General features: G+C 61.6%; 14 protein-coding genes. 9 read left to right on the forward strand and 5 right to left on the reverse strand.

Going from position 1 to position 12,804, the window contains the following annotated elements; all coding sequences use genetic code 11:
* Positions 1-230: 230 nt before the first annotated feature.
* The 4 genes from NCR35_RS19770 to NCR35_RS19785 form a co-directional block, all read right to left on the reverse strand.
* Positions 231-1,253 carry a ParB/RepB/Spo0J family partition protein gene (locus NCR35_RS19770; RefSeq protein ID WP_033536817.1) on the reverse strand — a complete coding sequence of 341 codons (1,023 nt, stop codon included), beginning with the start codon at positions 1,251-1,253 and terminating at the stop codon, positions 231-233.
* Positions 1,243-2,463: a ParA family protein gene (locus NCR35_RS19775; RefSeq protein ID WP_033536816.1), complete on the reverse strand. Its 1,221-nt coding sequence runs from the start codon at positions 2,461-2,463 to the stop codon at positions 1,243-1,245. Before NCR35_RS19775 ends, NCR35_RS19770 begins: the two co-directional genes overlap by 11 nt.
* Positions 2,464-2,681: 218 nt before the next feature.
* Positions 2,682-4,610, reverse strand: a complete 1,929-nt coding sequence (locus NCR35_RS19780; RefSeq protein WP_033536815.1) for a site-specific integrase — start codon at positions 4,608-4,610, stop codon at positions 2,682-2,684.
* Positions 4,607-5,380, reverse strand: coding sequence for a hypothetical protein (locus NCR35_RS19785; RefSeq protein ID WP_051996589.1), 774 nt, complete (start codon positions 5,378-5,380; stop codon positions 4,607-4,609). Before NCR35_RS19785 ends, NCR35_RS19780 begins: the two co-directional genes overlap by 4 nt.
* A gap of 256 nt (positions 5,381-5,636) precedes the next feature.
* Between NCR35_RS19785 and NCR35_RS19790 the strand changes: the two genes are divergently transcribed.
* From NCR35_RS19790 to NCR35_RS19815, 6 genes are all read left to right on the forward strand, one after another.
* Positions 5,637-6,479 (forward strand): type 2 periplasmic-binding domain-containing protein, encoded by an 843-nt coding sequence (locus NCR35_RS19790; RefSeq protein ID WP_033536814.1) that lies wholly within the window; start codon positions 5,637-5,639, stop codon positions 6,477-6,479.
* Between the two features lie 93 nt (positions 6,480-6,572).
* Positions 6,573-7,076, forward strand: a complete 504-nt coding sequence (locus NCR35_RS19795; protein ID WP_051996591.1) for a DUF2726 domain-containing protein — start codon at positions 6,573-6,575, stop codon at positions 7,074-7,076.
* A 216-nt stretch (positions 7,077-7,292) separates the two neighbouring features.
* Entirely contained in the window at positions 7,293-7,661 is a 369-nt protein-coding gene (locus tag NCR35_RS19800; protein ID WP_033536813.1) for a hypothetical protein, read from the forward strand.
* Between the two features lie 17 nt (positions 7,662-7,678).
* Positions 7,679-8,245 (forward strand): PD-(D/E)XK nuclease family protein, encoded by a 567-nt coding sequence (locus NCR35_RS19805; protein WP_033536812.1) that lies wholly within the window; start codon positions 7,679-7,681, stop codon positions 8,243-8,245.
* Positions 8,236-8,676: a hypothetical protein gene (locus NCR35_RS19810; RefSeq protein ID WP_033536811.1), complete on the forward strand. Its 441-nt coding sequence runs from the start codon at positions 8,236-8,238 to the stop codon at positions 8,674-8,676. The genes NCR35_RS19805 and NCR35_RS19810 overlap by 10 nt, the downstream gene beginning before the upstream one ends.
* 148 nt (positions 8,677-8,824) lie before the next feature.
* On the forward strand, positions 8,825-9,733 hold the full coding sequence (locus NCR35_RS19815) for a DUF72 domain-containing protein (protein WP_033536810.1): 909 nt from the start codon (positions 8,825-8,827) through the stop codon (positions 9,731-9,733).
* Between the two features lie 68 nt (positions 9,734-9,801).
* On the opposite strand, the gene NCR35_RS19820 is transcribed toward NCR35_RS19815, so the two are convergent.
* Complete coding sequence (locus NCR35_RS19820) at positions 9,802-10,560, reverse strand: hypothetical protein (protein WP_033536809.1); 759 nt, start codon at positions 10,558-10,560, stop codon at positions 9,802-9,804.
* A gap of 163 nt (positions 10,561-10,723) precedes the next feature.
* Between NCR35_RS19820 and NCR35_RS19825 the strand changes: the two genes are divergently transcribed.
* From NCR35_RS19825 to NCR35_RS19835, 3 genes are read left to right on the forward strand one after another with little or no spacing between them, the layout of a single operon-like run.
* Positions 10,724-11,215: an Xre family toxin-antitoxin system antitoxin gene (locus tag NCR35_RS19825; protein ID WP_051996593.1), complete on the forward strand. Its 492-nt coding sequence runs from the start codon at positions 10,724-10,726 to the stop codon at positions 11,213-11,215.
* Positions 11,212-11,694 (forward strand): RES family NAD+ phosphorylase, encoded by a 483-nt coding sequence (locus NCR35_RS19830; RefSeq protein ID WP_033536808.1) that lies wholly within the window; start codon positions 11,212-11,214, stop codon positions 11,692-11,694. The genes NCR35_RS19825 and NCR35_RS19830 overlap by 4 nt, the downstream gene beginning before the upstream one ends.
* Positions 11,695-11,698: 4 nt before the next feature.
* On the forward strand, positions 11,699-12,787 hold the full coding sequence (locus NCR35_RS19835) for a hypothetical protein (protein ID WP_033536807.1): 1,089 nt from the start codon (positions 11,699-11,701) through the stop codon (positions 12,785-12,787).
* Positions 12,788-12,804: the final 17 nt, after the last annotated feature.

A 12,804-nucleotide genomic window follows, 5' to 3' on the forward strand; every position in this document is an offset into this window, starting at 1 on the left:
TGTCGATCGCATTCCGCTACACTTCGTGGTGTTGATCCCTTGCCCGATTAGCCGTCGGGGAAGTGAGCGGTAGGGCGCGCGACAGCAAGCCCAAACTCAAAAGCCTTCGGTTCCGACGCCGAAGGCTTTTGTTTTTTCGGGACCTATTTCAAGGCGATTCTCCTGTTATGACGCTCCGTCAGAAGCGTTTCAGATGCGATTCCAACTTGGAAGTCTTTGAAAATAAAAGATTATTTCCCCGCGTCGGGCGATGATTCCGTTTGCGCTTTCGCAGCTCGTCGCTCCAACACTTCTTTAAGAGCCCCTTGCATCGCCTTGGCTTCTTCTTCCGACTGGAACTCTAATCGCACGACGTTTTTGGCCTGCCGTACATCGCAATACGTCGACCGGCCCGCTTTCACTTTGAACGCTGTCGGTATCGGGCGGGGCTTTTCCTTCGCCGGGTCCGTGCTGGCAAATTTCACGGCCTGCGTTTCATCAAACTGTTTGTCGGCCAAACGCTGAACCGCAGCGATAACCTGCGCGGATCTGCCGGTCCGAACAAGACGTGCCAAAGCTGTCCCTGACGTGGCGCCAAACAGCCCCGGCTTTTCATCCAGCATCGCTAGCACCTCGGCGGGCAGGTCGCTATACGCCATCAGTCGAGATATCGCCGCCTCGCCTACTCCAGCCTGCTCCGCCATCTTTGCTTGTGTAATACCCTCGAAGCGTTGCTGGATGTCCTTGAATCCCAGGTATTTTTCATAGTCCGTGAGATCTGACTGCAGCAAGTTAGCGTAGAACGCGCCCAAGCTTGCTTCTGTCTCGGTCGACTCACTGAGCACACAATCGATCTCTGTGCGGCCTAGTTCTCGGTAAGCGTCCGTGCGCCAATGCCCCGATACAAGCTCGAAACCGCCTTCTAGCCGCGGTCGAATCGCGACTGGCGTGATCAGGGCGTTGTGCCGTAGGTTCTCACGCAACTCCGCATAGGCTTCTGGCGACTTGAACCGCCGACGCCCCGGCACTTCGTGCAGGTCCGACAAAGGCACCTTCATGGCGCCGCCGTGACGCTTGGCCGCTTCAAGCTCTTCCTGCAGTTGCTGGATTCGCTCTTGGTAGCCTCGAGCCTCAAGCCGGAATGCGCTGAGTTGGGCAGGCATGGTGGCGCTGCGCGCCTGACTTTCCGACGGCCGTGCAGCCGCTGCCGATTCCGCCCGTTCCGCAACGCCTGCCGTCCGGCTTAACAACCGCTCCTTAAATTTACTCGGCATGCGCCCGCTCCTTCGAGGCTTGGGTAGCTAGAGCTCGGGTGGACCAGACGCTCTGCAGGTTGCTTTCGATCTCATCAACCATCGCGTCGAACGATTCAATCGCCCGGGCGTACGCACCTAGAGCTTGTACGTCGTAGATGGTTTTGAACTCGGCAGCGGCGTTTTTCACGACATCGGAGTCTTGGATCTCGGCACGACCCAGCAACTCCGGATACGTTTGTTGAATCCATGACCTGACGATGTCAGTGGCATCGACCCGGGGCTTCACTTTCGACAGAAAAATGTTGATGAAAGCGAACTCCTTTGCGACCGAGCGATCATCAGCTAGCGTTTTGAACAGATCAGCAAACTGTCTGAAGAAGGAAGCGCTAGATGCATAGTCGAGGGTTTCAGGGGGGAGGGGCACTATGAGACCATCGCTCGACATGAAGCAACTGGTCGCTAGGTACGCGAGACTGGGTGGAGTGTCGATGACGATCACGTCGTACTTCGCGCGGATCGGTCCCATAGCCCGCTCCAGAACCTGCCAGAACTGATAGTCTGGGTCTTTCGATTGACGGTTTGGCAGGTAAAAATCGGCGCCAAACAGGGCGGGGCATGCAGGGATTAGGTCAAGGTTGTCCCAGTAGCTCGGAATGATCGAGTAGGCGAGGTCGGACTGCTCCTCATATACCATAGGCATCACGGTCATTTCTTCCGTGACTTCGGGAGTGGGTACATAGCCCATCAGCGTCGTCGTGGAGGCCTGTGGATCAAGGTCGATCAGCAAGACCTTATGGCCGTGAAGCGTTAGCCCTTGCGCGATCGCCACGGCGCTAGTGGTTTTTCCGACTCCGCCTTTGAAATTGCCGACAGCTATGGCGATGCCCTGCGCGCCGTCCGGTCGCGCCTTGTATGGGCCCGCCAAGCGCACGAATTGCTGGGCTTCGGCGAGCGTGAATTCGCGGTTGCGGCCGTTGCCCGTTAGTGTGCCGGTGGGATACTCGCCCTTCTTGTTCCCTCGCGTGCAGAGGTATTGGATCTGAGTGCGCTCGATCTTGCAGAGCTTCGCCACGCGCGAAGCCGTGAGCATGGGCGCGACCTTGCGGGGCCACGGCTCAAGAAGGTCATCCCGAAGTTGCGCGAGCGTCGCTTCGGCCCGGTCAGCAATCGCGATCAGCTGGTCAATACCGATCGCCTTGCGAGGCGGTGACAGTTCTTTGATAGCCATGAGTTCCCTACCTTTTGGTGTTGTCATCGAAAATCGCCGAAATCATCCATCTTCGATGACTTGCGATTTCGGCGAATAATAGCCGGTAAACCCGTAAACTTGAAGGTTTACTTGAGGTATTTGTTGCGGAAGGTTGCTCGGTGCGCGGCGAGGACAACGATGGGCCGCTTTTCGCATGCGAAAAAGAGGCGGTTTTGACCGCGTTGATGCGGTTTTTGCTAGAGGCGTGTGGCGTCCGCGTCGACGCCAGCGTCGTAGAACTTCTCTATTGCCCGGTATTGTCGGGCTGCATCGCCCTTCGTGTATATCGTCGTCGTTGCAAGACTGGCATGACCGAGGCCCGCCTGCACGTCGCGCAGGTCGCTGCCGGCGTCCAGCGAATGATTGGCGTGCGTATGGCGAAGCCAATGCGTGCTCGCCTGTCGTAGATCCGCCGCTGCGCCGGGGTACGTTCGCTCCAGTTGCTGCGCGGCGCGTTCGAAAATCCGCTTGTATAGCCGGGCGAGGGCATCCGGGGTCAGTGGCCGCCCCGTCGTCAGGTGGCCGATCAGCGGCGTCTCGTTCGGGGCCGTTTCCAGCGTGCAGGGTGCGGCGCGCCCGCGCAGCACGCCAGCAAGCGTGTCGATCAGCCGCGCCGGCATGGGCACTACCCGATCCCGCTTTCCCTTGCCCCGGACCTTCAGCGTCCAGGCGTCCTCCAGCGCACCGTCCAACGCCTTGCGGGAGAGGGCGCCGGTGGTCGCAGAGACCAGCTCGGCGCGGCGCAGACCGGTCGCATAGGCGAAGAGCAGCGCGAACCGGTCGCGCAACTCCGCAGGTGTCGGGTTAGGCCGGCTCACGGTCTGCAGCACAAAGCGCCATTGCGCGTGCGTCAGTGCGCGGCCGGTCGCGTCCAGGTCCGCCTTGCGGCTGCCGACCCTGGGCAGGCCGTGGAAGGGATTGACCTGCAGGTATTGCTGCCTGACGAGCCAGCCGCACAGGGCGGATAGCAGCTTGCGCGCCGTCTCCCGACTGCCCTCCGGCAACGGTTTGGCGAACGGCCGCCATGCCGGATCGAACCGCTCGACCTTGCCCTTGCCGACCCAGCGGGCCGCCGGCTGCGGATCGGCCAGAAACTGGTTGATGTACTCGCCGCAGTCGAGGGTGTTCAGGGAGGAAAGGGGCTTGCGTTTGACGATCACAGCCCACAGCAACAGGCGCTCGGCTTCGCGCCGGTAGGCGCGCGCCGTATGCTCGCTGCGCGATCCGCAGATCGAGATCCACGCGTTGATCGCGTCAAGATCGGTGTTGAGCGAAGCCTGGTGCGCCGGTAACGGCGCGCGGTTCAAGCCGCGCGAGCCGTCCAGTTCGTTCGGTACGCGGAGCGATTCGAGCGGCACGACATCGACCGACGTCCCCAGTTGGGGTGGCCGCGCGAGCGCCGGGTGGCCGGCCGCAAGTTGCCGCCGCGGCGTGATCGCGAGCACCGACAACTCCTCGCCGAGCGAAGCGGCGTGCAACGACAGCCATGCAGTGACGCGCTGTGCGCCTTTGGGGCCCAGCCGGGGCACGGCCGCGTACCAGCGATGCCGGCGGCGCCGGATTAGCGCGAGCAGATCGTCCAGAGTGGACAGCCCTGCGGCACTGAGGCGCGCGGCCAGCGCTGGCTCGAACCAGCCATCCAGCGGGTGACTGGGGGCCGGTTCCTCGGCGAGAGCCTTCTCCATGCGGGCCAGCGCCGCTGCCTGGCGAGCGCGCAGGCGCGCATTGCGGGCAATTTTCCGATCGACGCGGGGCGACCTTTCCGGGGGAAAGTCGACCCGGTATAGCTCCAGCAGCTCGGCCTCGCCGTACACACTGTCCGGATCGACCTGTGCGCGATAGTCGTCGAGGGACGGCGTGTCGTCGCGCCCGTGCAGTTCCGCGGCCGGAATGCTGCCGGGTTTCAGACGTAGCAGGTGGGCGGCCTCGATGTCGCGCGCACGCCGCGCGGCGACGGCAAGGGCGTCGCGCAGCGTCGTGACGAGGCGCCGCGTGACGCGGACGTCGGTCCCCGGTTCGCCGTAGGCGGTGTGCAGCCCCTCGATCGCCGCGCCCTCGAGCCAGCCGCGGTACAGCGCGAAGTGTTGACGGGTTAGCCGGCGAGCGGCTGATTTCAGCGGCTTCATGCCGGCTCGGCCCTTTGGGCTGGCGTTGCCGATGTAGTGGCCGGAACCGTCATCGTATTCAGCAGATGTTCCATAAACGACGGCAGCATGCGGGACAGACCGATGCGGCCCTGCAGCTCGGCACGGTAGACCTCAACCTTCGCGTCGTCAAAATGGCCTCCCATATGGAACACGCCGATCCCCTCAAGCGAAACCCGATTCGTGATCGTGGCGGTGCCACAGTGGCTAAAGGTGTTGTAGTAGTCCTTGGCCTCCCGCAGCCGCTCGACAGCGACGGCAAGTACCCCAAGTTGCACGGCATTCCACGCCAACTGGTCGACCGCGAGATAGCCTCTGGTCAGCTTGTCGCCGGCGTTGAGTCGATCCCAGTACAGCATCTTGATCTCGGACTCTTTCTTCGTTTTGCGCCTCACGATGAGCGGTTTGTCCGCTGAGCAAAGGATCGACATGGCAATCCCTTCAATGACCTGACGCATGAGGTTACCGGCGGCCGGCAATTTGCCGGTGAGCAGCAGTTTCGTCGACACCATGATGTCGTCCAGGACCCCGAAAACGAATGCCCCGACAAGCGCAGTGCGAACCGTTTCCGTTTTGGTGGCCGCCTCATTCACGGCAGTCATCAGGCGGAAACAACCGGCGAGCGCTTCGCACAGTTCGAGGATCGGTCCGCTCAGATGTTCGGCAAACTTGTCCTTGACCCAGCGGTCATCGTCGAACAGCTCATTGAGCAGCGCCTCGGGATTGGTGGGGTCGATCTTCGGTGGCGTCATCACAGAACCGTTTCGGTGAGAAGGCATGACGGATCGGCGCCAGACCCTTGCCCGGCGGACGTTCCAGCGAAGTGTAGCGGAACACGTGAAATCTGACGAGGAAATCCAGCGTTCGTGATAACTCCGGTTATCAGATGTGCGGATTTCTCGACAGCGGCGTCACGGTGCCTCTTTTCGGGCAGAATGCAGCGCAGATTGGTGGACCGGCCCAGTGAGGGCAGGGGCGACCGCCGATGACAGGAACGAGGGCTGAGCAATGTTGCAGTTCGATCAGGCGTGGCGCTACGAGTCTCCGGGTGTGATGCCCGATGACGTCGTCGACGCGGTGTTCTCTCAGGTCATTTCCCGCCTGCCCGCGCAAGGCAGCCGGCAGGATGTCTACGAGCTGTTCAAGCCACGCTTTGCCGCGTGCTGCGGCGAGTCTGCCGGCCGAAGCTCGAGCGAAAGCTGGGCCGTAAGCGACCTCCTCGCCTATATGAGACAGGCAGCGGGTAACGCGGCACTCTTCGTCGAGGCCTTGTACGACGCCCTGCAGGACTTCGCAAAGAAACATCCGCAGGCAGGCCTGCCGCCGTGGCACTACGTGAATGACGCGCTCGCTCCGAGCGGGTTCGCGATCGATCCGCCGAGGCTGGTCGCGGGACGCGTTGCCGTGCCGGTTGCGGTGCCGGCGAAAGTCCCGTCACTGGACGAGCAGGCGAACGACCGCATCCAGCGCTCGCTTTCGGAGTCCGAGCGATTGCTGAATACCGGCAAGTACCGGCTCGCCGTACAGGAGATCCTGTGGTTGCTCGAAACCGTGTCGACTGCGTTCCAGGGTCTGGAGCACGAAGACGGCACGGTAACCGGCAAATACTTCAACCGGATCATTGGCGACCTCAAGCGGTTCAACCGAGGACGTGTACTCAGCGAAGCGATTTCATGGATCGAGAAGTTGCACGGGTACTTATCGTCGCCGTCCGGTGGCGGGGTGCGACACGGTGCGGTGCTGAGCGACGCTTACGAGCTGACGGAGGGCGAGGCGCGCCTTTTCTGTGATCTCACGCGCAGCTATCTGACGTACCTTTTGCACGAACATCAGCGTCTCGGGGTCCGATAGACGCATGTTTCACGCGACGTGCGCTCGACTGCGGATCACTTCTGCTGATAACGTTCATGCCGTCCGCGATCAAACGAGAAACAATCAGACACCATGCATCTGAACGCGTCATTTTTCGCCGTCCTGTTGCTTGTCGGCCTGATATTTATCGTCGGTAACAAAGCGAAGGTAAAGAGCCCACGGTATCGCGCGAGGTTGCTCCTCACCGAGAATGAAACCGAGTTCTTTCATCGGCTGCGCCGGGCGCTGCCGGACGCGCACGTGTTCCCGCAGGTGGCCATGTCCGCGCTGATAGAACCTTGTTCGCGTACGAAAGAGCGAATCGGCGACTTCAACCGAATTTCGCAGAAACGCGTCGACTTCGCAATTTGCGACCCCGAGCTGAAACTCATGGCGGTCGTCGAACTGGACGATCGGACACATAACCGCAACAGGGACGCCGCGAGGGACGCCGCGTTGGCGAGCGCCGCGATACGGACAATACGTTTCGAGTCCACCAGAAAACCAACGGAGGCAGAAATTCGACTCGCGGTTTTCGCGCATCAGGACACCCAGGTCGACCCGCGTAAGCCTCGGCCGCTCACGCTGGTCAGCTAGACGTCGCAGGGCGCGGCGCCCCCTGACGGAAACTGCCATTCATTGCGCATGCGAAAACCGCTCGCGATTCGTTTCGATCGCTGAATTAGGCTAAGAGCGTGGCCGCGTCAGTGACCGTGCCGTCAGGTGATCTTCGGCCGCCCAGCCGCGGCCAAACGACTCAAGGAACCTCAACAAACAGCCGTTAAGAGCGACGAGCCATCTTGAGGAAACCCCATGTACAGCAAAACCGTCGTAACGGCCGCCGCGCTTGTCGCTTGCCTAACCACGGGCGCGTTCGCCCAAGCACCGGCACTGCCGGCCGTTCCACTCCTGCAGGCCGTGTCGCCCGATGGATACACGAAGCTGTCGATCGATCAGCGACAGTTCTACGTGGCAGGGGCACTCGACACCGATCGGGTACTCTTCGAGCAGACCAAGCCGCTTTTCGCGGCCTGCCTGCAGGGCATAACCATCGCCCGAGCCACCGAAATTGTCGATCGAGGCCTCACCACGCTGGAACCGATGCTGCGGTCGAGCATGCCCATTGCGGTCCACAATGCGCTGCTGATGGACTGCGATCGACGTGGCTTCAAATCCTCCTGACTCACCTGCACACACCGATGAACATCTTCTACGCCCTCTCCGAGGGGCGCGGCAGGTTGACCGAAACGAACCTCAGTGCGTTCGCGGCGTTCCTGCTTGCACCTAACAAACCGCACGGCTTCTCGCATGCGTTCCTGCATGCTTTTCTCACCGAGGTCGCTCGATCCTGCGGCGATCCGGAGCGCTTCAGCGCCGCGCTGGGGCATCCGCTCCTGAGCGTTGAAGTAGGTCTCGAAAAGAAGTACGACGGTCCCGTGTCGCGTATCGTTGACATTGAGATCCAGTTAATGACCGGGGATGGAGACTCACAGCAAAAAGCCCATCACATCGTTATCGAAAACAAGGTGAAAGCCGGAGCCGCGCAGGCGCAGCAGCTTGCCGAGCAGTTCGCCTGCATCAGCGAAGCCAACCGCGACTTGCCGACGCCCATCACGGTGGTGTTTCTGACGCCGCCCGGCGAAGCCGCTGCGCTCTGCTCCGCGCGGAGTTCGACGCCCTGGAGCTCGACGGTCGCCATCCACACCGTAAGACGTGGCTGCGCTGGACCGGCGGGCCAGAAGGACAGCTGTCCGTCGTGGAGCTGATCCGCGACCTGCTGCGGCGAGAGGCGCTCGCCGAAATTGAGCCGATCTCGGATTACACCCGGCACACGCTCAAGGCGTTCGTGCAGTTCCTTCAGCGGGAAATCGTCGCTGAGTCGGTGGCGAAGCGCAGGTTCGCGAGCCAAGATTCGATGGACGTGATCGAGCAGCGGCTGGTCGAGCTGAACGGGAAGGAATACTTGATTGCTCGCTACCGCGGGGCGGGGACCTCTGGACCGGTGAAGGTGTTTGACGCGGAAGCCGATCAGGAGGTCGATGCACATCCGATGTTGCGACTGGCGAATGACCGGTACGACCTAGGAATCCAGTTGCTTGGTAGTGGTGGCCGGATGATCAACACACAGCTGCTCGGGAAATATGTACTGGCTGAACTGGCGAAGCGCCGTATCGGTGTCGCGTCGTCTGGCGACTGACATGCTCCGCAGAGACCATCTTCGCAGCGGCACTGACACGGTGTGACGCAGGTTGGTCATGTCGGGGGCTGGTTCCCCGCTGCGTTGGCTGGTACCCTCAGACCAAGGCGAAGAATGTTTTTCGCATGCGAAACGGACGGGAATATCCATGACCATCAGCGTGGGCTCGGCGTCCTGGACGGACCCGACGTTAATCGCCAGCAAGCGGTTTTATCCTCCCGGCTGTACGAGCGCGGAAGCGCGGCTGCGGTTCTACGCGACCCAGTTCCCGCTGGTCGAGGTGGACTCGAGCTACTACGCAATGCCAAGCGCCTCGAACGCTGTTCTGTGGGCCGAGCGCACACCGCCGCATTTCACGTTCAACATCAAGGCGTTCCGTCTCTTCACTGGGCATCAGACGGACCGGACCAAGCTGCCCAAGGATATCCAGGCCGCCCTGCCCGCAAGCGATAAGAAAAACCTGTACTACAAAGACACGCCGGGAGACATCCTGCGTGAACTGTGGCGCCGGTACATTGAAGCGATCGAACCGCTGCGCAAAGCGGGCAAGCTCGGAGCCGTGCATTTCCAGTTCGCACCGTGGGTCGTCAATAACGCCGATGGCCGGGCTCACGTCGAACACTGTGCGGATGTGATGGAGGGCTACACGCTCGCGGCTGAGTTCCGGCACCGATCGTGGTTCTCGGACAAGGCGCGCGAATCGACGCTACTGATGGAACGGGAGCGCGGCTTCGTCAACGTGGTGGTCGACGAGCCCAACACGACGGCCAACTCGATCCCTGCCGTGTGGGAAGTGACGAATCCGCGACTCGCGCTCATCAGGCTGCACGGCCGCAATCATGAGACGTGGAACATTCAGGGCGCCACTTCTGCGTCGTCGCGGTTCAATTACGACTACACCGAGCAGGAGCTTGCAGAACTGGCCGTGATGATCCAGCGGATCGCAAAGAACGTTGAGCGGACCCACGTCGTGTTCAACAACAATTTCGAAGACCAGGGACAGCGCAACGCGAGGACCCTGATGGGTATCCTTGGTTCTGCGGCAATCTCGCCGTGAGCGTCGCAAGAGCGATCAGGGCAGGCGGAAACCCACAGTGACGGGCGCCGTGCGGTCAGACAGTTTTTTCAGACGGCGGAATCGCGCGGCGGCGCATCTTTCAGCCACTCCAGAAGTGACGGGCGGAAAGTGAAGACTGGCGACTTCAGCCAGTCGTCGACCGCTTCAGCGATCTCGGGAAGCACTTCATCCGCGTCGAACGGTTCGTCGACGGTCCCGGGCTGGTCGGCGGAAAGGTGGGCGCCGGCAAGCTCGTCGCCATCCCAGTACAGCACGCAGTACTCGGCAATGTCCGCGGTGGTTCCCAGCGGATGGTCACGCAGGAGCATGCCGACGTTCGCTCGCGCCTTTGCCAGCTCGTCGTCGAGTGGCGCCCATCTATACCCTCGATGTCCCAAGCTTGCCGTCACATATGCAAGTCTGACGAATGCGAATGCCCGTTGACCCAGGTCACCTTCATTGCAGCCGCTATACGCACAGAAGTGTTCGAAGTCGTCGAGCGGGGTATGCCCCAGATCGTTCTTGGGCAGCGCGCCATCAACGATGAACAGCTGCAGCAGCTCATCCGGCACCATGTGGGCGGCATCTGGCGGCGGCCGATCATTGCATTCAACGGCGCGTCGGAAGCTGGCGCGGCCCAGAGCGGCGGTCACGTACGCGACCCTGACGAAAGCAAAGGCCGTCGGCCCGAGTTCATCCTCTTTGCAGCGCGTGCGGGTGCAGAAGTCTCGAAAGTCGTCCAGCGGCGTGTGCCCGAGGTCGTTTTTGGGTAGGTCGCGATTCCCGAGGACAAGTTCAAGCAGCTGGTATGGCTCTCCGTAGCACATGGCGGTTCTCCTCGACGGTACACCCTAGATCAGCAAGACCGATTCCCAAGTATAAATTCGGCGTCTGGGTCGCCAGCATATTGCTGCCAAATGGAAATTCCTTGACTCCCATTTGAGACAGTACTAATCTGGGAGCTATGATGTTCTCATTTGGGAGGCTCGCATGGTACTGAATCAACCCGCCGGCCGCGACCCGGCCGCCGGCAAACGGGCGAAGGCGTTCGCGGGCTCCAACGGCCTCGGCGCACAACCGCACGACTTCGAATCATTCCGGAAGATGGACCCGCTTGAGCAGCGCCGCCAGATTCGTGAGGGAATGGAGGCGATCATTATCGATCGGGTCGCGAAGGAGCTGTTGCATATTCCCGTACAAACCCTGTTGAGTGGTCTTGGACTGCCGAGTTCGACGATCCTCCGCAAGATCTCGAAGGAAGAACGCCTGTCCGGACCCGAGTCAGATCGGGTCGCGCGAGTGCTCTATGTATTCGAGCAGGCAGCGGAGGTGTTCGAAGACGACACACTGGCGGCAGAATGGATGCAACGGCCGCATATGGAATTGGGCGGCCTGCGGCCGCTCGAGGTTCTGGATTCGCAGCCGGGCTACGACCGCGTGCGCGACTTGTTGCTTCGCGTCATCCACGGCGTGTCTGCATGAGGCTGTACCGACTCGCGAAGGAACGGCGCGGACATTATCGGGCCGATGATCTGAGCGGCAACGGCGCGGCGTTGGCCGGCGGCCGCTGGAACCCGCGAGGCATGCGGGTGCTGTACACGTGTTGTCACGCGTCGACCGCGCTGCTTGAGGCGCTGGTACACATGTCGGGCCTGCTGCCTGCCGGCGGCTATTTTCTGGTGACGCTCGACGTGGCGGACGCGGTCTACGATGCGGCGTTCGTGCCTGCGTTGCCGACCGGGTGGGCGGACCTGACGCGCGATCCGGAAGCGACGCGCGCCCTCGGCCGCCAGTGGATAGAGACCGGCGAACGGCTGGCAATGCGGGTGCCGTCGGTCGTCTGTCCAACCGACTTCAACCTGCTGTTGAACCCGATGCATCCCGACATGGCGAGCGTCAAGGTCCTCAGCAGCGAACCCTTTACCCTGGACCCGCGGCTCTTCGGCCCAGCAACAAGGTAGCACCATGCGCAAAGAATATGATCTGCAGACTGACGTGCTGGCGACGATCGTCGCCGCGACGTCATTCACAAAAAACCACTCCGACCTGCTGACGGCTTTCGCCACGCGCACGGACTATCGAAGTGCGCGCTACGTCATGACCCGCGACGTATACAGCGAGCGGCCGGCGCGCATCCTCGACGCGGAGGATCGCGAGATCGCGGCCGACTATCATGCGTGGATTGACGCGCAGCTCGAAGCGCATGGCGGTTCGGTGCGCGCGGTGTGGGAAGCGTACAGGAATGCTGGCTATCGGCTGACCGAGATCCGGCCGCTGCTGCATTACTTCGTGCATGACCGTGGTGGGGAGCAGGACAACTTCGTTCAACTCGAAGTGTGGGAAGAGCAGGAGTTTGTCGAGCGCGAGCTGTTTCCGCGCGACGACAGTTGGGGCTTGCCCCGGATCGACGAGCTTCGGAGGGGCGCGACCGGGATGGCCTTCATCGAGCGCATCGAACCGCGCATGGTCGGCACGCCCCGATATCGGCTTGAGGGTGCGATCGACATGCTGCAATTCACTGCGCTCGCCACGGCCATGTACGACCGGCGCCGGCGCGCCGACGGCGACCGCCGTCTGGTAGAAACCAACAGTTCGACGGGCGAGCAGCGGATCGTGACGGTGCGCGAGCTCACGCCCGGTTACGATCAGGTGCGCTGGTCGGGTCGCCGCTTTTTCGACGACTGGAGCGCGTCGAGCGCCGGTCGTGCAGGCCACCGGGCCTGCCTGCGCTGGACCTTCAATACTTCTGATTACACCGATCCGAGTGGCAAGCGGGAGCTGAGCTTCGTTCCGCAGTGGGCTCATACGCGCAAGATAGCGGAACTGAAAAACACCGGTAAGCTCGATGTGTACAGCCTGTACGGCAAGCTCACACAATTTGATGAGCGCATCGGCATGCCGTTCGCATGGTACTTCTACGGCCTGCACGGCAACCTCGTAAAGAGCGGCCAGATGGAGCGGGTGCTCGAGGCGGCCGAAGACGGGCTGATCGTGCTGCCAGAGCACGACTACCAGGTGCTTCGCCGCTGGAGCCAGAATCCGTACGGGTTCTGATACACCTGTCTGTTGTT

This window comes from Caballeronia sp. AZ10_KS36 (assembly GCF_023631105.1).
Classification (GTDB): Bacteria; Pseudomonadota; Gammaproteobacteria; order Burkholderiales; family Burkholderiaceae; genus Caballeronia.